We start from the raw sequence: 19,008 nt of genomic DNA on the forward strand, positions 1-19,008 counted from the left end.
GTGTTACGAGTTCCAGGGATTGATCAAAGGAATGCCGAGGGGTTCGAAGTCCTTGGTGTTGCGGGTGGCCAGGGTGGCGCCGTGGGCGTGGCAGATGGCGGCGATCTGGCCGTCGGCCATGCTCACCGGGGTGCCGTTGCGCTCGGCCTGGGCTATTCGTTGTGAATAGTGGCTGGCGGCCAGGGCGTCGAAGGGCAGCAAGCGGCCGTGGAATTCCTGATCGAACAGCTCGGCGGCGAGCATCGCCAGGGTGCGTTGCCGGCGGCCGGCGGGCAGGCGCTCGATGCCGTACAGAATCTCCGCCACGGTGATGCTGGTGGTGGCCACGTCCCCGGCCGGTTGCCGGTCCAGCCACGCCACCACCGCCGGGTTCGGCGCCGGGCGCATCAGCTCGGACAGCACATTGGTGTCCAGGACGATCACGGTTCCATGTCCGCCGGCCGTGGCGGGTCGCGGCGCTCGGGCAGCTCCAGCTCCTGGCCGTCGTAGGCGGCGAAGCGGTCGCGGATGCGGCTGCCCAGGCCCTGTTCCGCCGCCGGCTCGCTCAACGCCCGGCGCAGAATCCGCCGTACTTCCTCTTCCATGGAATGCCCGTGCCGGGCGGCCTCCAGCCGCAGGCGCTGTTTCAGGTCGTCATCGATATTACGGACCGTCAGAGTGCTCATCGGCGTTCTCCTCAATGAATGACAGCAATGCTATCACTGCTGTCATTCAGAGGAAAGCACCCACCGGGCGGCCGCTCAGGCCCGCGCCGGTTCCGGCGGCGTGGTGCCGCCGGGAAAGGCCAGCCGCAGGTTGTTCAGCCAGGTGGTGCCGAACTGCCGCCACAGGGACGCGGAGTTGTAGGGCAAGCCATAGCGGTCCGCCAGGGCTTTCACCCGGGGCGCCACTTCCGGATAGCGGTTGCTGCACAGGTCCGGGAACAGATGGTGCTCGATCTGGTGGCTCAGGTTGCCGGACATCACATGGAACAACGGGCCGCCGGTGATATTGGCGGAGCCCAGCAGCTGGCGCAGGTACCACTGACCGCGGGATTCCCCTTCGGTCTGCTCCTGGGTGAAGTGGTACACCCCGTCGGGGAAGTGCCCGCAGAAGATGATCATGAACGCCCAGATATTGCGCATGATGTTGGCCACCGCGTTGGCCGCCGCCACCAGGAGGAACACGGTGAGCGGCGATTCCGGCACCACCAGGGAAATCGGCAGCGCCACCAGGGCGGCCAGCCCCGGCCACATGATGTAGTCCTTGCGCACCTGGCCCCACACCTTGCGGCCGATATGCTTCATCAGCGGGCGGATGTCGCGGTGCTTCTTGCGGCCTTCGACCACATCGACAATGGCCTGCTCGTGCAGCGCCACGCCTTCCTCGAACAGCAGCATCAGCAGCACGAAGTACACCGGCTGCAGCAGGTAGGCGGGCTTCCACGGCTGGCGCGGGGTCACGCGCATGATGCCGTAGCCCACGTCCAGATCCTTGTCCAGCACGTTGGTCCAGGTGTGGTGCACCACGTTATGGGAGTGCATCCAGCGGTCCGAGGGGCTCATGGTGTCCCACTCCCAGGTGTTGGACTGGATCTCCGGGTCCTTCATCCAGTCCCACTGGGCGTGCAGCACATTGTGGGCGATTTCCATGTTCTCCAGGATCTTGGCCAGACCCAGCAGGATCACGCCCAGGGCCATGACGATCAGCGTGGACGGCCAGCCGGCCAGGGCGTGGCCCCAGGCCGGCAGCAGGAACAGGCTGGCGTAGATCACCAGCCGGCCCAGCAGCGCCATGCTGCGCTGGGTGCGGATCAGCCGGAGAATGTAGAGCCGGTCCTTTTCCCCCCGGGATTCCAGGGTTTCATAGTAGATGGCGTCCATTTCCCGACCAAACTCGTCGATCTGTTCTTCGGTGAGATCCACCGGAAGGGGTCGTTTCGTGCTCATAGTTTGCCTCCTGGGCCTGATGGGCCCTAAAGCGCCAGTTCGCAGTCCCCGGCGGCCGCGCACACGCAGACCTGTACGATGGCGCCGGGTTCGTTAATGAAGTCGCCGCTGCGCAGGTCGCGCACGCAGCCGGATTGCAGGGTGGTGTTGCAGGTATGGCAGATGCCCATGCGGCAGCCGTGGGGCGGGTTAAGCCCGGCGTCCTCGGCCACGCGCAGCAGGTTGGTCTCGCCGTCCGCGTCCACGTCCAGGTCGCTGTCGGCGAAGCGCACCCGACCGCCCACGGCGTCGTCGGGAATCGGCGCGAAGTCGGCGCGGAACCGCTCGATGTGCAGGCGCTGGCTCAGGCCGGCCTCTTCCCAGGTGCGCTCCAGGGCGGCCAGCAGGGCCGGCGGGCCACAGGCGTAGCAGTCCCGCTCGCGCCAGTCTGGGCACAGCCGCTCCAGCTGCGCCTCGGTGAAGTGGTTCTGGTCCTCCGGCGCCTGCCGGGTGTGCACCTCGTGCAGGTGGTAGTGGGCCTGCTCCTGGTCCAGCCGGCGCAGTTCGCGGCCGAAGATGGTGTCGAATTCATGGGGCGCGTAGTGGATATGCACGGTATCCGGCAGCCGCTCCTGGGCGATCAGGCTGCGCACCATGCTCATGGCCGGGGTGATGCCGCTGCCGGCGGTGATAAACAGGGGCTGCACCGGCGAGGCGTCCGGCAGGTAGAACTCGCCCTGGGGCAGCCCCACCGGAATGAAATCGCCCACCTTCAGGTTACGCACGATATGGTGCGACAGGCGCCCACCGTCGATCTTCTTCACGGTGATGGTGAAGCAGCCGTCGTCGCGCTCCGGCGGCGAGGAAATGGTATAGGTGCGGGTGTAGTGCCGGCCGTCCACCGGAATGCCCACCCGGATGTGCTGGCCCGGCCGGTGCAGCCGCCAGTTGCTGCCGGGCTTCAGGGTCACGGTGCGGGCATCGCGGGTCTCGTCCCACACGTCCACCACCCGGGCATGCATGCGGTGGGTGGTCCACAGCGGGTTCACCAGCTCCACGTAGTGTGAGGTGCGCAGCGGGAACGCGAACATATCGCTGATCGCGGACAGCCGCGTCAGCCAACGCCTGGGTGCCTTGCCTTGCGGTACCGGGGTGGTCATGTCTGCCTCCTGATCACCTTGTTATATTATCTGGACCATTGGTGTTTGTGTACAGATGTTCACAGTAACGGCAAAACGACCTTTTTGGAAGACGGCAACTTTGTTCAACGGTGCCGCCGCGCCAATCGCTCCGGCGTGAAGGTCAATCCCCGGCAAATTCGCTATTGCTACGGAAGAGCCCGCCGGTCCCTGGGTGAGAGTCGCCGGGTAAAGCCCGGCGGGTAGAGGTTTGGAAACGGGTCGGCGAGGGCACGGATGCTGGCCGGGGAGTAGCCTTGATGCCATAGCGAGACATGGCGCTTCTGCGACGGCACAAACGCAACCGGTTGCGCGGCATCAAAGTCGATCAGCTCGCGCAGTACCCGGATCGGTTGCTGCAATGGCGACATGGTGGTCACCCCGTTGTTATTCTCCAGACTCATGGCAGCACCGGCTTAAGGCGACGTCAAGGAGAACCCGTGAGCGACACTCTGAACTACCGCGCCCTGCTCCAGGTGGCCCTGGATCAGGCCCGCCAGGGGCTTGAGGAAGGGGGCATCCCCATCGGCGCGGCCCTGTTCGACGCCAACGGCACCCTGCTGGGGGCCGGGCACAACCGGCGCATCCAGGAAGACGACCCTTCGGTGCACGCGGAGACCGACGCTTTCCGCAAGGCCGGCCGCCAGCGCCGCTACGGCGACAAGATCATGGTCACCACCCTGGCCCCCTGTTTGTATTGCTGCGGCCTGGTGCGCCAGTTCCGCATCGGCACCGTGGTGGTGGGCGAGTCCGAGAATTTCCCCGGTGGTTTGGACGAACTGCGCGACCACGGCGTGCGTGTTATCGAGCTGGACGATCCGGACTGCAGGGCCTTGCTCGCCGATTACATCCGCGCCCATCCGGACATCTGGAACGAGGACATCGGCGAGGCCGACTAGAACTCGCCAGGGCGGGCCCGTCAACGAAGCGTGAAGGGGGTGTTATAATGGCGCTTTTACGCGCCCCTGGCGCCCTTGCCTGGCCGAGAGAACCAATGAGTGATTTGCCCGCCTGCCCGAAATGCAATTCCCCCTATACCTATGAAGATGGTGCCATGTTCGTGTGCCCGGAATGCGGCCACGAATGGAACAGCGCCGATCAAAAGGCCGCCGCGGAAGCGGACCTGATCCACGATGCCAACGGCAATGTGCTGGCCGACGGCGATACCGTCACCGTGATCAAGGACCTGAAAATCAAGGGCACCTCCTCGGTGGTCAAGGTCGGCACCAAGGTCAAGAACATCCGCCTGGTGGGCGGTGACCACGACATCGACTGCCGCATCGACGGCGTCGGCGCCATGAAGCTGAAATCGGAGTTCGTGAAGAAGGTCTGAACCCCGGCGGCGCTCGCCATCGGTGCGGCCTTTCGCCATGATAGGAAACCTTTGCGGCGCCCCCGCTTCCCCGCCCGCCCGGGACGTTTTATGGTGCCGGGTCCGGCTCCGCGCCGCCTTCGTATCCGCACGGGAGAGATGCTTCATGTCCGATGACACCTACACACCGCCCAAGGTCTGGAAATGGGAACCGGGCAACGGTGGGCGTTTCGCCAACATCAACCGTCCCATCGCCGGCCCCACCCACGACAAGGAACTGCCGGTGGGCAAGCACCCGCTGCAGCTCTATTCCCTGGCCACCCCCAACGGGGTCAAGGTCACCGTGATGCTGGAGGAACTGCTGGCCCTGGGGCACTCCGGCGCTGAATACGACGCCTGGCTGATCAATATCGGCGAGGGCGACCAGTTTGGCAGTGGTTTCGTGGAGACCAATCCGAACTCCAAGATTCCCGCCATGATGGATCACAGCGAGACGCCGCCCCGCCGGGTGTTCGAGACCGGCTCCATCGTCCTGTACCTGGCGGAAAAATTCGGCGCCCTGATTCCCGAGGGCGCGGCCCGCACCGAGTGCTTCAACTGGCTGTTCTGGCAGCAGGGCGCGGCGCCCTTCCTGGGCGGCGGCTTCGGCCACTTCTACGCCTACGCGCCGGAGAAGTACCAGTACCCGATTGACCGCTACACCATGGAAGCGAAGCGCCAGCTCGACGTGCTGGATCGCCATCTGGCCGAGAACACCTGGCTGGCCGGTGACGAGTACTCCATCGCCGATATCGCCACCTGGCCCTGGTACGGGCAACTGGTGCTGGGCCGGCTCTACGACGCCGCCGAGTTTCTGGATGTGACCAGCTACAAGAACGTGCTGCGCTGGGCCGAGGCCATCGACGCGCGGCCGGCGGTGAAGCGCGGCCGCATGGTCAACCGCAGTTTCGGTGACCCTTCCACGCAGCTGCGAGAGCGCCACGACGCCTCCGACTTCGACACCCGCACCCAGGACAAAATCGGCGGCGGAGAATAACCCCTCCATGAGCCGTTTTCTGCTGCGGCCCCGCAGCGGTATCAACGAAATCCGCCTTGGCGACCGGCCGGAAGCGGTGCGCCGGGCGGTGGGCCAGGAGCCGGAACACTGGCCGGCGCGGCAACAGTTCGGCATCGATTTCCCGGCCCGGGACCTGTTCTTCGATGGCGCCCTGGTGGTGCATTACGACGAACACCGGCGCGCCGAATGGATCGCCGCCGGCGACGGCCTGCCGCTGCGCCACGAAGGCCTGGACCTGTTCCAGGCCGCCGCCGACACGGTGCTGGTGCACCTGATGCAGTTCGGCACCCTGGAGGAAGACGACCAGGAACCCGGCCGCGCCTATGTGTTCCCCTCCCTGCAGCTGTCCCTGTGGCGACCGGACGATCCCCGCGTGCTGCAGGAAGAGCTGGCCGCCAGCGGCAACGAAAAGGAACGGCGCGCCCTGCGCCAGGCCCTGGCCCGGGCCACCTTTTTCCAGCAGATCGCGGTGTTTTCCCAGGGCTACTGGGCCCCTCCCCTGGATCACCGGCCGTCATCCGCATAGCCCGCCGATCCCAAAACATCCCAACACGCCTGAAAAGGAGGTCCAATGGCGATCACCCACACCGACCGCGCCCACCTGGAACACTGCCTGGACCTGGCCGAACAGGCCCTGGAGGCCGGCGACCAGCCGTTCGGGTCCCTGCTGGTGGATGAAGATGGCACCATCCTGCTCGCCGCCCGCAACCGGGTCGGCGGCGGCGACCATACCCGGCACCCGGAATTCGAGATCGCCCGCTGGGCGGCGCAAAACCTGCCGGCGGAACGGCGCGCCCGCGCCACCGTCTACACCTCCGGGGAACACTGCCCGATGTGCGCCGCCGCCCATGCCTGGGTGGGTCTCGGGCCCATCGTCTATGCCAGCTCCGGCGAGCAGCTGCGCGGCTGGCTGGCGGAACTGGGCCTGCCCCCGGCGCCGGTGGCCGGCCTGTCGATTCGTCAGGTGGCACCGAGCGTGCCGGTGAAAGGCCCGGTACCGGATCTGTCCGAGCGGGTGCGTGCTTTGCACCTTCGGTATCGCGACTGAAGTCGCTCCTACGTCACCTGTAGGAGCGGCTTCAGCCGCGATAAAAAAAACCTAACCGCGACGCTTACCGACCGCCCTTTCCAGCGCCATAAGCGTATCCACGTAGCCCACCAAGCGTTCCAGATACTCCGGCGCCAGCTCTTGCAACTGGTCCAGGGCGCGCACCACCTGGCGGTGGGCGTTGAGCGGGCCGGCGTCGCCGGTGGGGTGGTCCACGGCGTGGCGGATACGCCGGGCGGTGTGTTGGCGGGCGCGGCGGGCGTGCAGGGTGGCCAGGGTTTTCAGTTCCCGGCGCGGGGCGTCCTGGTCGCCGCGCCGGTCGGCGCGCAGGCGCTGATGGTGCTGTTGCAGCAGGGATTCCAGGGCGTCCTGTGGCTGGCTCCCGGCGGGGGCGTCGGCGGCTTCGCGCAGCCGGCGGGTGAGTTCCGCCAGCGGTGAGGGCCCTGGGGCGGCCAGGGTGGCCAGGCGCCGTACCGCCTTGTAGTCGCCGGCTTGGTAGTGCTCACGCAGCTGTTGGCGTTGGGCTTCGTCGGCGGCGGCGTCCAATAGCGAGGCGGCGTGCTCCCGGGCTTGTCGCAGGTCCCGCTCAAAGTCGTCCAGGCGTTGCGTCAGCCGTGTGGTGGCGCCACGCCGGGCGAGACTTTCCAGGTACTCAAAGCGCATCGGGTCGTAGCGGTGCCCGTGCTGTTCACGCAGGTCCTGGAGGCGGCTCGCCGGGTCATTCATCGGCCTGGTCCCGGCGCGGAATGGTGGTGATTTCCACCCGGCGGTTGCGGGCCCGGGTGTCGTCGTCGGTGTTCGGCGCCACCGGCTGGTTGTCGCCGAAGGCGGCGGCGAAGATGCGTTCTTCCGGCAGCCCCTGGGCGATCAGGGTGCGGGTGACGGTGAGCGCCCGTTGTGCCGACAGGCCCCAGTTATCGGTGTAGCGGGCGTTGCCTTTCTGGATCGGCAGGTCGTCGGTGAAGCCGCTGACCATAAGCAGATCATCGTGGGTGGCCAGGTATTTTTTCAGCGGCGTCACCAGGCTTTGCAGCAGGTCTTCCCCGTCGTTCTGCAGGCGGTCGGAGTTGAGTGAGAACAGTACGCTGCCGTTGATGCCGATGCGGCCGTCGCGGAACGAGATGCGGCCGCTGGCCAGCGGGTCGGCCAGCGCCTCTTCCAGGGCGGCGCGGCGTTGCTGTTCGGTTTCCAGCTTGGCCCGTTCCTCGCGCAGGGACTGGCTCAGTTCCAGCTGGATGCCGATCACCCACACCAGCATCAGCACGAAAATGCCCACCAGCGCCGCCATCAGGTCGGAGAAGATCGCCCATACCGGCGTGGTCTGAACGTCGCCGTCCTGATCCATCAGCGGGCTCCGGCGCCGTCGGCATCGGCGTGCGGCTGGCCGGATGTCTCGGCCACGTCCTTCTGCGCCGCCAGGCTCAGGTCGATCACTTCACGGGCCTGCTCCACGTAGTAGGCCAGCTGTTCGTCGTGGCGGCTGGCGGACTGCTCCAGGGCGGCTTCGATGCGTTGCAGGGTGTCCAGCAGCTTGTCGTTGGATTCGCCGAACCGGAGCACGGCGCCGCCGAAGGCGTCACTGAGGCTGGCCACGTCCCGGGCCCCTTCGGTGAGGTCGCCGGCCAGGCTGTCCAGCTGCGTGCTTTGGCGCTCCACCTGGGCGCCGAAGGTGTCGCTGACCTCACGCAGGGCGCCGCCGGCGTCCTTGATCAGGGTTTCCACCGCCTGGCGCTGGGCTTCCGCGGCCTGACGCTGGGCGCCGAGCAGAGCGTCCAGTTCGTGCATCAGGCGGTGGCGTTCTTCCAGCAGTTCGTTGTCGCGCTCGCCGCTGCGGGCCATTTCCTCGCGCAGCCGGGTGATTACCTCGGTGGCGGCCTTGGGGGTTTCCGAGGCGGTTTCGATCAACCGTGCCAGGGGCGCTTCCAGGGCGGTGCCCAGCTCGGTGAGATGGCGGGCGGCGGTGGCCTCCAGGTCGGCCAGGCGCTGCACGGCGGCCTCGCCACGGGCGCTCTCCTGGTCGCGCAGGGCGGCCAGGTCCTCGCCGGTGCGGGCCAGCAGGGTGTCCAGGCCCTGGCGCTGGCCGTCCAGCAATTCGCCGCTGGCCTGTCGGAACGCTTCTTGCTGCCGTTGCAGGCCGTTGTTGAGTTCGCCGACCAGGGTGTCCAGATGCTGCCGCTGGCTCTCCAGGCCGTCGCTGTGGCCGGCCAGCAGTTGCTCGGCGGTGCTCTGGAAGCGCTGGTCATGGGCCTCCAGGGCGGCGCCCAGATCGGTGATCAGCGTGGCGCCCTGGCGTTGTTGTTCCTGCAGGGCTTCGCGCCAGTGGCGGGCGGCCTGGTCGGTGCTGGTGGCGAACTGCTCGGCGGTGGCGGCCAGTTGCCGTTGATAGCGTTCGGTCAGCTGTTCCTGCTGGTCGCGGCCATGGGCGATCAGCGCCTCGTGGTCCTCGCGTACCCGCTCGGCGGTGGCTTCCAGGGCCCGGGTCAGGCGTTCGCCGTGCTCGCCCTGTTGCCGGTTCTGTTCCGCCAGCCCCTGTTGCCAGGTTTCACCGGCCCGGGCGGTGACCTGCTCGAAGCGCTCCGCCAGTTGCGCCAATTGCCGGTCCTGGGCCTCGCGGGCCTCCGCCAGACCCCGTTGCCACTGTTCGGCGGTGTCGTCGGTGGTGGCCCGGAAACGCTCGGCCAGGCCCGCCAGTTGTTGTTCGGTGATGGCGCCAAGATGGGCGTGGGTCCGTTCGGTCTGCTGATGCAGCCGGGTCATGGCGTCTTCCATGACCGGCCGCATACTTTCAGCGGTTTGGCGGGCGCCCTCGGCCAGGTGCCGTTGCAGGCTGTCGCCCACGGTGCGCGACAGGGCCTGATACTCGTCGCCGATACGCTGGTGAAAATCGCGCTGGTTGTCGGTAAGGGTGCCGGCCAGCCGCTCGCCCATTTGGTCCAGGCGTTCGCTCAGGGCGCGCAGTTGATCCACCACGGCGGGGAAGGCGCCGGCCTGCTCGCGCAGTGCCTGGAAGGTGTCCCGTTGCTGTTGTTTCAGGGAGAAGGGGCGCAGCTCGCGGTTGATGCGGCCGTCCAGGTCCCGGCCCACCAGCAGCCGTTCCCGGCGGCAAAAGGTGGCGGCCAGACCCAGCATGGCGGAGGCGGCGACCCCGGCGATGGAGGTGCCGAAGGCCAGGCTGAGGCCGGCGATGGGCGCGGCCAGGGCGCTCTGGATGGCTTCCAGGTTGGCGCCGCCGTCCAGGGCGGCGACCGCGCCCTGCAGGGTCACGGTCATGCCTACGAAGGTGCCGAGCAGGCCCAGCATGATCAGCAGGCCGGACAGGTAGGGGGTGAGCATGGGGCCGGGTAGGGCGGCGGGTTCGCCTTCCACCCGGCGCCGTACCGGGCCGCGCAGTTCCGCCGGCAGGCTCGCCAGCCAGCCGCCCAGGCTCTGCTCGTCGCAGGGGGTGGAGCGCAGGGTGTCGCGCAGCTGGTCGGTGGCGCGCCGGAAGCGCAGCAACTCCAGAAAGCCGAAGCCATAGACCAGGGCGATCAGGGCGGTGGCGAGCAGTGCCACCGGTGGCCCGGCCACAAAGCCCAGGCCCACCCGCAGCACCGCGGCGGCGCCCAGAAAAAATGCCAATGCGAACAGAAAACGTGTCATGTGCGGTCGCGTACCTCTTTGTACAAAGCGTCCAGCAGGCCGCGCAGGGGTTCCAGGCGGGCCTCCAGTTCGGCGAGCAGCAGCAGCTGCATCTCCCCGGTGAATCGGTGCAGCCAGCCGCCCGGTGCCATCCAGGTGGCCGGGTCGTCGGTATTCTCTTCCAGCAGCCGCTGCTGGCCGTCCGGCTTGAGCGCCTCGAAGCGGCGCGCCAGCAACCGGGGAATGGCGCCAAAGCCCCGGCGGGCATAGGCGGTCAGGGTGGCGTCGAACACGGTGTCCAGCTCCGCCAGTTGGGCGCCCGCCGCGCTGGCGTCGGAGAGGGCGCCGCGCAGCCGCACCCGCAGCGGCTGCAGGCCGGCGGTGAGCTGCCGCTGGCGGGCCACGTAGAACTGCTGGTACGGATCATAGTCGGCCACCGGTGCCGGCAGCCCGTTGCGGGTGCCCAGTTGTTCCGGCTCGAACGCCCGGGTCAGGCCGGCCAGCAGTTTGTCGCGGGTCTTGGCCAGATCCGCGCTGAGGCGCTGGCGGTCCTTGTCGCCGGCCAGGAACGGGCCGCTGGCCCGGTGGCCGTTGGCGGCGTCCAGGGCCACGGTGTCGGACAGATCGAACAGCCGTGCCAGCCGTTCCGCGAAGTCCACTTCCGGCGCACCGTTGAGCAGCTGCAGTTCGCCCAGCAGGCGCACCAGCCGGCCGCCCGAAAAGGAGGTTTGCGAAACGCTATGCACGCCGTTGCTCATGCTTGCCACCCTGGCCTTATCACGGGCCCGGCGGCGCCGGTTCGAGGGCCCCGGCCAGGCGAAGCGGCACATTCTAGGGCCTGTTCCCGCGACTTGCATCAGGTCTGTGGTAGCCGCAAAGCCGGGCCCGCTCAGGCCACCGCCAGGTCCCGGGGGAAGCGGCGGATGCGCAGGGTCAGCAACAGGGCGCCAAGCAGGGACGCGCAGGTGAAGCCCACCGCCAGATGGAAGCCGCCGCTGAATTCGATCAGCGCGCCGGCGATGGCCGGGCCCAGGAACTGGCCGGTGGCGAAGAACACGGTGACATAGCTGAACGCGATGGGGATGAAACGGGGCGCCACCTGGTCGGTGCTAGCGGCCTGGATCATGGTGAACACGCCGTTCACCGCGCAGCCCATCAGCAGAAAATGGGCGAAGAACACCGGCAGGCTCTGGTCCAGCAGGGGTAGGCCCATGGCCAGGGACACCACGGCGGTGGCCAGGGTCAGCGCATTGCCGCGCCCCCAGATGTCCGACAGCGAGCCCCACAGCGGCCCGCTGGCCACCGACAGCAGGCCGGACATGGCCATCAGCCAGCCGGCAACCTTGTCGCCGTGGCCCGCTTCCACCACATAGCTGACCATGAAGATGGACTGGATGATGTAGACCATGCCGATCACCCCATAGACGGTGGCCATGGTGATCACCCGGGGGTGGCGGTAGATGCGCCATTTGTCCGCCGGCGCCGGCCGCTGCGGGTCGTTGGCGCTGATCGGTTCGGGATCACGCACCGCTATCAGCACCAGCGCCACGGTGATCGCCGAGGTCACCGCGAACACGCCCCAGGCGCCGCGCCAGCCATGCTCGCCGAAAGCCTGGGAGAGCCAGGGCACCAGCAGGCCGGTGGCGAACAGGCCGGCGCCCACCCCGGCGCCCATGCAGCCGATCACCAGGCCGCGCCGCTCCGGGTACCAGGTGGCCAGCAGCGATACCATGGGCGCGAAGCAGAAGGCGGTGCCCAGGCCCAGCAGGCCCATCAGAGCGAGAATCCACCGGTAATCCGAGGCCACCGTCAGGCCGGCGAAACCGATGGTCAGAATGAACAGGCCCAGGGCCACCGCGTTGCGGGCTCCCCAGCGGCTGGCGGCGACTCCGCCCACCAGCACGAACAGCAGGTAGCCCAGCGCGGTCACGGTGCCCAGGTTGCCGGCCTGGCGATAGCTCAGGCCCAGATCCTCGCGCATGGGCGGCAGGATCACGCCGTAGGCGAGGCGCGCGAACACGATGGCCACCAGCGCCGTGAGGATGCCCCCGGTGACCATGATCAGGGCATTGGGGCGGTTTGGCGGCGGGGTGACCAGGGACATGGGGGGCTTCCAGAGGGTGGCGGCGCGAAACGGGCGCACTACTTTAGGGCCTTTCCGCGCCGGTTGCATTACGCCCTTTGGGGCGGCCACCGGGATAAGGCCGCCTTGAACCGACCCTGACGCCGGGCGGCCCTAAGGGGGTACACTCATTGCATTGACCTGTTTTGCCAAGGAGATCGGAACGATGACGACGCTGTTCATGGACGGCTTTGGCCGCCACTGGTGGTTGCTGGTGCTGTATGGGGTAGTGGGTGTGCTGGTCGGTGTTTATGCGGTGGCCTATCCGCTGGACGCGGCGGTGGCGCTGGCCTGGGCCATTGGCGTGATGGCGCTGGCCGAGGGCGTGATGGGGCTGGCGGCGTTGCTCGCCAACGGCGTGCCGGCGGGGCGCGGCTGGGTGTTGCTGTACGCGCTTGTGTCCCTGTTGTTCGGTCTGCTGGCGGTGATCAACCCGATGGCCACCGCCGGTGCGCTGCTGCTGGTAATGGCCTGCTGGTTCGTTATTGCCGGGGTGTTCCGGCTGCTGTTCGCGTTGAGTATCCGCCGCCATGTGCGCGGTGAGTGGGTGATCGCCCTGAGCGGCCTGCTCGGTATTCTGCTCGGCACCTTCTTCCTTGCCGAGCCGCTGGCCGGCCTGGTGGTGGCCACCGTGTGGTTCGGCGCCGGCGCGTTAATTTACGGCGTGCTGCAGATTGCCGCGGGGCTGCGCCTGAAGCGCCTGCACGCTAACGGTTCTTGAGGGGCGGCATGGCGGGATCTTCGTTTTTAGCCCGCCGGGGGCTGTGGTTGATGCTGGCCGTGGTGCTGGCGTTGCTGGCGGCGCTGCTGGTCTGGTGGCTGCTGGCGGGGCAGCGTCTTTACGGCGCCTGCCGCCCGCTGAGCCCCTGCGGCCCGGTGACCACCGGCTCGGTGGCGCCTTTTACCATGGACACCGTCGGCCAGATGATGGCGGTGCCGTCGTCCGGCAACGAAGTGGTGCTGGTGGGCACGTCGCTGCCGCCGGACTCCGAGCGGCCGAGTGGCTGGCGGGGCTACGTGGAGCTGGTGCATATGGATCTCGACGGTGGCGCCATTGGCGCCCGGCAGGAGATTCCTTTCTTGCACCCGCCGGCCTGGGTTGCCGTTTCGCAAGATGGTGACCGCATCACCCTGGTCTGCCCCAAGAACCACAATGATTCCTGGTTGCGTAAGGAGGGCTTTGAGTCCGGCGAGCTGCGCGACGACGAGTTCTGTTACCGGGGCGCCGGGGACGATGCCCTGGTGGTGTCGGCGAAGGACGGCCACCGGTTGGACACCGTCGCCGGGATGGCCCCGCCGGGCATTTTCCGGGCCGATTGGTTGCGTGGTTCGGGCCGCGACCTGACCCGGCTGGGCGAGGATTGGGTGGGCCGCATCGATGGCGATGACGTGCTGCTCTACCGCGTCGACGATGGCGATATGCGCCGCCTGGAACCCCGGGACAGCCTTTCCAAATTGTATTACGACTCCGGCTACACCCTGTCGCTGTCACCGGACGGTAAGCGGTTGGCGGCGCTTTACGCCGACGACACCCTGAGACATGACGGTTCCGCCTATATTCGCGTCTGGTCGATGGAAAACGGCAAGCAGATCGCCGCTTTCCAGGCGGACAATCGCAATCTGCCGCGCCTGGCCTGGAGCCCGGCGGGCGACGTTCTGGTGGCCGCCACCGCCATCGGCGGTTACACCATTTCCGAAGTACGGGTGGAGGTGTTCCGGCTGCCGTGAGCGGCGCCTGTTACCGCTTGCATTGATCGGCGCGAAGGTGTGTTCTGGCGGTATTCCCAAGGGAAACAGGGTCACGGAGGTGAACCATGGCCACCGGATGGGCGCCGGAAGGCGCGGTACAGGATCAGATCGACAGCACCGTGGATTCCTCGGTGCAGTATGCCCGCAGCCGTCTGCCGGCGGGGGACAGCCTGACCCATTGCGAGGAATGCGGCGAGCCGATCCCCGAGGCGCGCCGCCAGGCGCTGCCCGGCGTGCGCCTGTGCGTGCCCTGCCAAAGCGAGCACGACGACGACCTGCGTTCCGAGGGCTATAACCGGCGCGGCAGCAAGGACAGCCAGCTGCGTTGAGTCACGGCCAGTGCCAGGTGGGACGGGTCAGCAGCCCCAGCCCGGGTACCCGGGTTTCCCCCAAATCCTTTTCCAATTGCAGCCCGTGGCAGTCCGGTGCCTGATTCAGGGCCGCCACCAGCCGCGAGGCGTGGCTGATCACCCATACCTGGCTGTGTTCGGCGGCGGCCACGATTAGCCGCGCCAGGGCCGGCAGCAGATCCGGATGCAGGCTGTTCTCCGGTTCGTTGAGCACCATCAGCGAAGGCGGGCGCGGCGTCAGCAGGGCAGCCACCAGCAGCAGGTAACGCAGCGTGCCGTCGGACAGCTCGGCGGCGGTCAGCGGGCGCAGCAGGCCGTGCTGATGGAATTCCAGGCGCAGACGGCCATCGGGCTGGGGCTCGATGCCCAGGCGCGCGCCGGGGAAGGCGTCCTCGATGGCTTCGTCCAGGGCGCCGCCGTCTCCGATTTCACGAATGGTTTGCAGGGCGGCGGCCAGGTCCCGGCCATCGTGGTGCAGCACCGGGGTACGTGTGCCCAGACGGGTTTGCCGGGCCGGCGCGTCGGTGTCGGTGCGGAAGTGGTCGTAGAAGCGCCAGCCGCGAATGCGTTCGCGCAGGGCCACCACCTCCGGCGTGGCCCGGGCGTCCGCCACCTGGCTGAACAGGCTGTCGAAGCTGTTCAGGTGCTCGCTGATCACCCGCCAGCCCTCGTCGTCGCGGGCCTTCACCAGCGGGCCCCGGCGTTCCACCAGCAGCGCCGCCGGGCGCAATACCGGCCCGGCCCAGATCAGCTCCCGTTTGATCTCCGGGTCCAGGTTGAACACCGTGCGGCTGTCCGGTTTGGGCAGGCCCAGCTCGATCAGGTAGCCATAATCCTCGCCGGAGAAGCCCAGCCGCAGGCGCCGCGGACCCTGGCGCGGACCGCCCTGTACCGGCGCGGTGCCGTCGCGCATGGCCCGGGTCAGAGTTTCCGGGCCGGCCCAGAAGGTGGACTCCAGCCCACCCTCGTGGGCCAGGGCGGACACCACGTCGTCCCGGGCGGTGGCGGCCAGCAGCCGCAACGCCCGATAGAGATTGGACTTGCCGCTGCCGTTGGCGCCGGTGACCACGTTGAGCGGCCCCAGCGGCAGCGCCAGATCCAGCACCGAACGGTAGTTATTGATCGCTAACGTGGTCAGCATCCCTCGACCTGCTCCCGGAAAAAACGGTGCTTAGCTTAGCAGCCCGGGCATCGGTTCACAGGGGGCCGGCTACACCACGGTGGCGGCGTGGCGGCCGGCACGGCGGCCGGAGAAGATGCAGCCGCCCAGGAAGGTGCCTTCCAGAGCGTTGTAGCCGTGGTAGCCACCGCCGCCGAAGCCGGCCACCTCGCCGGCGGCGTACAGGCCGGCCACCGGATCGCCGGCCGGGTCGAGCACTTGGCCGTCCACGTTGGTGTGCAGGCCGCCCAGGGTCTTGCGGGTGAGAATGTGCAGGCGCACGGCGATCAGCGGGCCGTGTTGCGGGTCCAGGATCCGGTGCGGTTTGGCGGCGCGGAACAGCTTATCGCCCAGGTAGCGGCGGGCGCCGTGGATGGCGGTGATCTGGGCGTCCTTGGCGTAGGGGTTGTCCATCTGGTTGTCGCGGGCGGTGAGTTCCGCGTGCAGCCGCTGGTAATCGATGCGCTGCTCGCCGGTGAGCCGGTTCATGCCGTCCACCAGGGTTTTCAGGTCGTCGGCCACCACGAAGTCCTCGCCGTGTTTCTTGAACGCCTCCACCGGAGCCGGCGCGCCCTTGCCGAGCCGGCTCTTGAGCACTTCCTTCCATTGTCCGGAGGTCATGTCCGGGTTCTGTTCCGAGCCGGACAGGGCGAACTCTTTTTCGATGATCGACTGGTCGAGCACGAACCAGGAATAGTCATGGCCGCTTTTCAGGATTTCCTTGAGGGTGGCCAGGGTGTCATAGCCGGGCAGGCAGGGCGCCGGCAGGCGCCGGCCGTTGGCGTCGAACCACAGGGACGAGGGGCCCGGAATAATGCGGATGCCGTGGTTGGGCCAGATCGGGGCCCAGTTCTTCAGGCCCTCGGTGTAGTGCCACATGCGGTCGCTGTTGATCACCGCCGCGCCGGCGTCCCGGGTAATGGCGATCATGCGGCCATCCACATGGTGGGGCACGCCGGACACCATGCTTGCCGGCGGTTCGCCGAGGCGGTCCCGGGGCCAGTATTCGCGCACCAGATCGTGGTTGCCGCCGATGCCGCCGGAGGTCACCAGCACGGCGCCGGCCAGGAATTCGAAGTCGCCGATCACGTCCCGGGAGGAACGCTCGCCCCGTTGCACGGTGCTGGGCGCCAGCACCTCGCCGGCCACCCCGGTGACCCGGCCGTCGGCGGTCAGTATCCGGCTCACCTGGTGGCGGGCCTTGAGGGTGATGCGGCCTTGGTCCATGTGTTCGCGCACGCGCCGCTCGAACGGCGCCACCACCCCGGGGCCGGTGCCCCAGGTAATGTGAAAGCGCGGCACTGAGTTGCCGTGGCCGGTGGCGGTGGAGCCGCCCCGTTCCGCCCAGCCCACCACCGGGAACCAGCGCATGCCCTGATCGTACAGCCAGGGGCGCATTTCACCGGCGGCGAACTCCACGAAGGCCTCGGCGGTTTTGCGTGGCCAGTAGTCCTGCTCGCGGTCGAAACCGGCACTGCCGAGCCAGTCCTGCAGGGCCAGCTCGGCGCTGTCCTTGATGCGCAGGCGGCGCTGCTCCGGGCTGTCCACCAGGAACAGGCCACCCAGGGACCAGTGCGCCTGGCCGCCCATCGAGTTTTCGCCTTCCTGCTCGACGATCAGTACCGATTTGCCGGCGTCCGCCAGTTCCGCGGCGGCCACCAAGCCGGCCAGGCCGGCGCCGACGACGATGGCATCGCTATGGTTGTTATTCATGATCAGGCTCCCCGTCTCGGTCATGCCAAAGCTAGCAGCTTTGCGGAGGATTCGTCAGTGGCCATTCATTGATTCTTTTTCTCCGGCCTTTTGATTTTTTTTGCGGTCGGCTATTTTTGTATAAAAAAACCCGCTGAAGCGGATTTTAAGGACGATAAAAAAACAGAGGGAAGGGTATGAATAGGTCAATAAGTTTAATGTTTTTACTTGCCGTATTTGTTGTCGGTGGATGCGAAACAACCCACGAAGCCCGTCCCGCCCCGCCCGAGGGTTTCGCAGAGAGCCAATACGCGGTGGTGCAAACGTTCTTTGCCACCGATCGCAACCTGGAAGAGGGCCGGCGCGGAGAAGTCGGATTCGGCGGGGAGCGATCGGATATTCGCTACGGGCGCTGCCACGTCAGTATCCCCCGTGACCACAGGATGGGGGAGCTGGAATCACCCTCGATACTGCGATTCGAATTCAGGGAAGACCCCGCCAAGCATGTGGTGCTGCTGGAGACCCGGCTACAAGAGCGGGAGCGGTTTTTCTCGGAAATACGCGAAGAGGTGGAGGCGTCCTCCGGGAAGAAGGCCTTCGTGTTCGTTCATGGCTACAACGTCTCCTTCGAGGATGCGGCACGCAGAAGTGCCCAGATGACCTACGACCTGGGCTTTGATGGCGCGCCGGTATTTTATAGCTGGCCCTCCAGAGGCAAGCCGCAGGCTTATGTGGTGGACGGACAGAACGCGGAGTGGTCCGAGGCCAATCTGGCCAGGTTCCTGTCCGCGTTCTTCCAGGAGTCGGAAGCGGAAAAGGTGTATCTGATTGCTCACAGCATGGGCAGCCGCATTCTTTCCCGGGCACTGATTTCCGCCATGCAGGATGATCCGACCATTGGCGAGCGGGTCGAGGAGGTCATCTTCGCCGCGCCGGATATCGACGCCCAGGTTTTTGCCGAGGACATCATGCCCCGAATAGCGAGCGGCGTTTCACCGGTGACGTTGTACGCCTCTTCCAAGGATCTGGCGCTGGCGGCATCGAGAAAGGTTCACGGTGGTTATTCCAGGGCCGGTGATACGGCAAGGGGCGTGGTCCTGTTGGACGGCTTGGAGACCATCGACGCCTCCTATGTGGAGACCGGTTTTAACGGGCATTCCTATTTCGCTGACAACCGGTCCATTTTGTCGGACATGTTCTACCTGATAAGAACAGGCGCCCGTGCCTCGCACCGGTTCGGCCTGACGGAAGTGGATGCCGAGGATCAGGTCTATTGGCAATTCAAGAGATAGCGACCCGCCGCTAGCCAAAGCCGGGCAGGGCGCCCTGGCCGCCGGCCAGGCGGCGCTCGTGATCGAGCAGCCACTGCTTGCGGGCCAGCCCGCCGCCGTAGCCGGTGAGGGTGCCATTGGCGCCGATCACCCGATGGCAGGGCACGATGATACCCAGGGGATTGCGGCCGTTGGCCAGCCCCACCGCGCGGGCGGCACCGGGTTTGCCCAGGCGCTGGGCCAGCTCGCCGTAGCTGGCGGTTCCGGCGTAGGGAATGGCCAGCAGGGCCCGCCAGACCGCCTGCTGAAAGTCGCTGCCCGCCGGGGCCAGGGGCAGGTCGAAGTCCCGCCGCTGGCCGGCGAAGTACTCGGCCAGTTGCTGGCGGGCGGCCTGGAAGGGGGCGTCGGCCCGTTGCCGTTGCGCTTCCAGGGCGGGCCGGTGTTTCTGGGCGTCCATGTACAACCCGGTGAGAGCCTCGCCGTCGCCGAGCAGCAACAGCGGGCCCAGGGGGGAATCGGTTTCGCTGTATAGAAGCCGGGGCATG

22 protein-coding genes are annotated in these 19,008 nt (G+C 67.2%); 9 read left to right on the top strand and 13 right to left on the bottom strand.

Translation table 11 applies throughout. The annotated features are described in order from the left end of the window. Window positions 1-3: 3 nt before the first annotated feature. The 5 genes from FGS76_RS17350 to FGS76_RS17370 form a co-directional block, all read right to left on the bottom strand. Window positions 4-423 carry a type II toxin-antitoxin system VapC family toxin gene (locus FGS76_RS17350; protein ID WP_138773902.1) on the bottom strand — a complete coding sequence of 140 codons (420 nt, stop codon included), beginning with the start codon at window positions 421-423 and terminating at the stop codon, window positions 4-6. Beyond that, window positions 420-665 (bottom strand): FitA-like ribbon-helix-helix domain-containing protein, encoded by a 246-nt coding sequence (locus FGS76_RS17355; RefSeq protein ID WP_138773903.1) that lies wholly within the window; start codon window positions 663-665, stop codon window positions 420-422. Before FGS76_RS17355 ends, FGS76_RS17350 begins: the two co-directional genes overlap by 4 nt. A gap of 75 nt (window positions 666-740) precedes the next feature. Next, complete coding sequence (locus FGS76_RS17360) at window positions 741-1,928, bottom strand: fatty acid desaturase family protein (RefSeq protein WP_138773904.1); 1,188 nt, start codon at window positions 1,926-1,928, stop codon at window positions 741-743. Window positions 1,929-1,954: 26 nt separating this feature from the next. Further along, window positions 1,955-3,067, bottom strand: coding sequence for a ferredoxin reductase (locus FGS76_RS17365; protein ID WP_138773905.1), 1,113 nt, complete (start codon window positions 3,065-3,067; stop codon window positions 1,955-1,957). A 167-nt stretch (window positions 3,068-3,234) separates the two neighbouring features. Continuing rightward, a complete protein-coding gene (locus tag FGS76_RS17370) occupies window positions 3,235-3,489 on the bottom strand; it encodes a hypothetical protein (protein ID WP_138773906.1) in 255 nt (84 codons plus the stop codon). Window positions 3,490-3,525: 36 nt separating this feature from the next. On the opposite strand from FGS76_RS17370, the gene FGS76_RS17375 reads away from it, so the two are divergent. The 5 genes from FGS76_RS17375 (at window position 3,526) to FGS76_RS17395 (ending at window position 6,502) form a co-directional block, all read left to right on the top strand. Beyond that, window positions 3,526-3,984 carry a nucleoside deaminase gene (locus FGS76_RS17375; RefSeq protein ID WP_138773907.1) on the top strand — a complete coding sequence of 153 codons (459 nt, stop codon included), beginning with the start codon at window positions 3,526-3,528 and terminating at the stop codon, window positions 3,982-3,984. Window positions 3,985-4,079: 95 nt separating this feature from the next. Beyond that, window positions 4,080-4,418 (top strand): zinc ribbon domain-containing protein YjdM, encoded by a 339-nt coding sequence (locus FGS76_RS17380; protein WP_138773908.1) that lies wholly within the window; start codon window positions 4,080-4,082, stop codon window positions 4,416-4,418. Between the two features lie 145 nt (window positions 4,419-4,563). Then, entirely contained in the window at window positions 4,564-5,433 is an 870-nt protein-coding gene (gene yghU / locus FGS76_RS17385; protein WP_138773909.1) for a glutathione-dependent disulfide-bond oxidoreductase, read from the top strand. 7 nt (window positions 5,434-5,440) lie between these two features. Then, entirely contained in the window at window positions 5,441-5,980 is a 540-nt protein-coding gene (locus FGS76_RS17390; RefSeq protein WP_138773910.1) for a hypothetical protein, read from the top strand. Between the two features lie 45 nt (window positions 5,981-6,025). After that, complete coding sequence (locus FGS76_RS17395) at window positions 6,026-6,502, top strand: nucleoside deaminase (protein ID WP_138773911.1); 477 nt, start codon at window positions 6,026-6,028, stop codon at window positions 6,500-6,502. Window positions 6,503-6,553: 51 nt separating this feature from the next. Here FGS76_RS17395 and FGS76_RS17400 read toward each other — a convergent pair whose 3' ends face one another. From FGS76_RS17400 to FGS76_RS17420, 5 genes are all read right to left on the bottom strand, one after another. Next, window positions 6,554-7,228, bottom strand: a complete 675-nt coding sequence (locus FGS76_RS17400; protein WP_138773912.1) for a DUF2894 domain-containing protein — start codon at window positions 7,226-7,228, stop codon at window positions 6,554-6,556. Beyond that, window positions 7,221-7,847: an OmpA family protein gene (locus FGS76_RS17405; RefSeq protein ID WP_138773913.1), complete on the bottom strand. Its 627-nt coding sequence runs from the start codon at window positions 7,845-7,847 to the stop codon at window positions 7,221-7,223. Before FGS76_RS17405 ends, FGS76_RS17400 begins: the two co-directional genes overlap by 8 nt. Next, on the bottom strand, window positions 7,847-10,141 hold the full coding sequence (locus tag FGS76_RS17410; protein ID WP_138773914.1) for a DUF802 domain-containing protein: 2,295 nt from the start codon (window positions 10,139-10,141) through the stop codon (window positions 7,847-7,849). The genes FGS76_RS17405 and FGS76_RS17410 overlap by 1 nt, the downstream gene beginning before the upstream one ends. Next, the gene (locus FGS76_RS17415) at window positions 10,138-10,878 is read right to left on the bottom strand and encodes a DUF3348 family protein (protein WP_170214504.1); all 741 of its coding nucleotides are present in this window, start codon (window positions 10,876-10,878) and stop codon (window positions 10,138-10,140) included. Before FGS76_RS17415 ends, FGS76_RS17410 begins: the two co-directional genes overlap by 4 nt. Before the next feature lie 131 nt (window positions 10,879-11,009). After that, window positions 11,010-12,224: an MFS transporter gene (locus tag FGS76_RS17420; RefSeq protein ID WP_170214505.1), complete on the bottom strand. Its 1,215-nt coding sequence runs from the start codon at window positions 12,222-12,224 to the stop codon at window positions 11,010-11,012. Between the two features lie 184 nt (window positions 12,225-12,408). On the opposite strand from FGS76_RS17420, the gene FGS76_RS17425 reads away from it, so the two are divergent. From FGS76_RS17425 to FGS76_RS17435, 3 genes are all read left to right on the top strand, one after another. Beyond that, window positions 12,409-12,963 carry an HdeD family acid-resistance protein gene (locus FGS76_RS17425; protein ID WP_138773917.1) on the top strand — a complete coding sequence of 185 codons (555 nt, stop codon included), beginning with the start codon at window positions 12,409-12,411 and terminating at the stop codon, window positions 12,961-12,963. Window positions 12,964-12,971: 8 nt separating this feature from the next. Then, complete coding sequence (locus FGS76_RS17430; protein ID WP_138773918.1) at window positions 12,972-13,970, top strand: WD40 repeat domain-containing protein; 999 nt, start codon at window positions 12,972-12,974, stop codon at window positions 13,968-13,970. Window positions 13,971-14,056: 86 nt separating this feature from the next. After that, complete coding sequence (locus tag FGS76_RS17435) at window positions 14,057-14,320, top strand: DksA/TraR family C4-type zinc finger protein (RefSeq protein WP_138773919.1); 264 nt, start codon at window positions 14,057-14,059, stop codon at window positions 14,318-14,320. 1 nt (window position 14,321) lies between these two features. On the opposite strand, the gene FGS76_RS17440 is transcribed toward FGS76_RS17435, so the two are convergent. Both FGS76_RS17440 and FGS76_RS17445 read right to left on the bottom strand, forming a co-directional pair. Then, window positions 14,322-15,482: an AAA family ATPase gene (locus FGS76_RS17440; RefSeq protein ID WP_138773920.1), complete on the bottom strand. Its 1,161-nt coding sequence runs from the start codon at window positions 15,480-15,482 to the stop codon at window positions 14,322-14,324. A gap of 69 nt (window positions 15,483-15,551) precedes the next feature. Beyond that, entirely contained in the window at window positions 15,552-17,213 is a 1,662-nt protein-coding gene (locus FGS76_RS17445) for an FAD-binding dehydrogenase (protein WP_138773921.1), read from the bottom strand. Window positions 17,214-17,410: 197 nt separating this feature from the next. On the opposite strand from FGS76_RS17445, the gene FGS76_RS17450 reads away from it, so the two are divergent. Continuing rightward, window positions 17,411-18,484, top strand: a complete 1,074-nt coding sequence (locus FGS76_RS17450) for an alpha/beta hydrolase (RefSeq protein ID WP_205717285.1) — start codon at window positions 17,411-17,413, stop codon at window positions 18,482-18,484. Between the two features lie 10 nt (window positions 18,485-18,494). Here FGS76_RS17450 and FGS76_RS17455 read toward each other — a convergent pair whose 3' ends face one another. Then, on the bottom strand, window positions 18,495-19,007 hold the full coding sequence (locus FGS76_RS17455; RefSeq protein WP_138773923.1) for a methylated-DNA--[protein]-cysteine S-methyltransferase: 513 nt from the start codon (window positions 19,005-19,007) through the stop codon (window positions 18,495-18,497). Between the last annotated feature and the right edge of the window lies 1 nt (window position 19,008).

The organism is Alloalcanivorax gelatiniphagus (assembly GCF_005938655.1).
Taxonomy (GTDB): Bacteria; Pseudomonadota; Gammaproteobacteria; order Pseudomonadales; family Alcanivoracaceae; genus Alloalcanivorax; species Alloalcanivorax gelatiniphagus.

Excerpts from the sequence above, each read along its gene's own strand:
- FGS76_RS17420 (WP_170214505.1), bottom strand. The coding sequence starts at position 12,224 with ATGTCCCTGGTCACCCCGCCGCCAAACCGCCCCAATGCCCTGATCATG.
- FGS76_RS17440 (WP_138773920.1), bottom strand. The coding sequence starts at position 15,482 with ATGCTGACCACGTTAGCGATCAATAACTACCGTTCGGTGCTGGATCTG.
- FGS76_RS17425 (WP_138773917.1), top strand. The coding sequence starts at position 12,409 with ATGACGACGCTGTTCATGGACGGCTTTGGCCGCCACTGGTGGTTGCTG.
- FGS76_RS17390 (WP_138773910.1), top strand. The coding sequence starts at position 5,441 with ATGAGCCGTTTTCTGCTGCGGCCCCGCAGCGGTATCAACGAAATCCGC.
- FGS76_RS17450 (WP_205717285.1), top strand. The coding sequence starts at position 17,411 with ATGTTTTTACTTGCCGTATTTGTTGTCGGTGGATGCGAAACAACCCAC.
- FGS76_RS17430 (WP_138773918.1), top strand. The coding sequence starts at position 12,972 with ATGGCGGGATCTTCGTTTTTAGCCCGCCGGGGGCTGTGGTTGATGCTG.
- FGS76_RS17435 (WP_138773919.1), top strand. The coding sequence starts at position 14,057 with ATGGCCACCGGATGGGCGCCGGAAGGCGCGGTACAGGATCAGATCGAC.
- FGS76_RS17355 (WP_138773903.1), bottom strand. The coding sequence starts at position 665 with ATGAGCACTCTGACGGTCCGTAATATCGATGACGACCTGAAACAGCGC.
- FGS76_RS17415 (WP_170214504.1), bottom strand. The coding sequence starts at position 10,878 with ATGAGCAACGGCGTGCATAGCGTTTCGCAAACCTCCTTTTCGGGCGGC.
- FGS76_RS17410 (WP_138773914.1), bottom strand. The coding sequence starts at position 10,141 with ATGACACGTTTTCTGTTCGCATTGGCATTTTTTCTGGGCGCCGCCGCG.
- FGS76_RS17400 (WP_138773912.1), bottom strand. The coding sequence starts at position 7,228 with ATGAATGACCCGGCGAGCCGCCTCCAGGACCTGCGTGAACAGCACGGG.
- FGS76_RS17380 (WP_138773908.1), top strand. The coding sequence starts at position 4,080 with ATGAGTGATTTGCCCGCCTGCCCGAAATGCAATTCCCCCTATACCTAT.
- FGS76_RS17360 (WP_138773904.1), bottom strand. The coding sequence starts at position 1,928 with ATGAGCACGAAACGACCCCTTCCGGTGGATCTCACCGAAGAACAGATC.
- FGS76_RS17405 (WP_138773913.1), bottom strand. The coding sequence starts at position 7,847 with ATGGATCAGGACGGCGACGTTCAGACCACGCCGGTATGGGCGATCTTC.
- FGS76_RS17395 (WP_138773911.1), top strand. The coding sequence starts at position 6,026 with ATGGCGATCACCCACACCGACCGCGCCCACCTGGAACACTGCCTGGAC.
- FGS76_RS17445 (WP_138773921.1), bottom strand. The coding sequence starts at position 17,213 with ATGAATAACAACCATAGCGATGCCATCGTCGTCGGCGCCGGCCTGGCC.
- FGS76_RS17370 (WP_138773906.1), bottom strand. The coding sequence starts at position 3,489 with ATGAGTCTGGAGAATAACAACGGGGTGACCACCATGTCGCCATTGCAG.
- FGS76_RS17365 (WP_138773905.1), bottom strand. The coding sequence starts at position 3,067 with ATGACCACCCCGGTACCGCAAGGCAAGGCACCCAGGCGTTGGCTGACG.
- FGS76_RS17455 (WP_138773923.1), bottom strand. The coding sequence starts at position 19,007 with ATGCCCCGGCTTCTATACAGCGAAACCGATTCCCCCCTGGGCCCGCTG.
- yghU (WP_138773909.1), top strand. The coding sequence starts at position 4,564 with ATGTCCGATGACACCTACACACCGCCCAAGGTCTGGAAATGGGAACCG.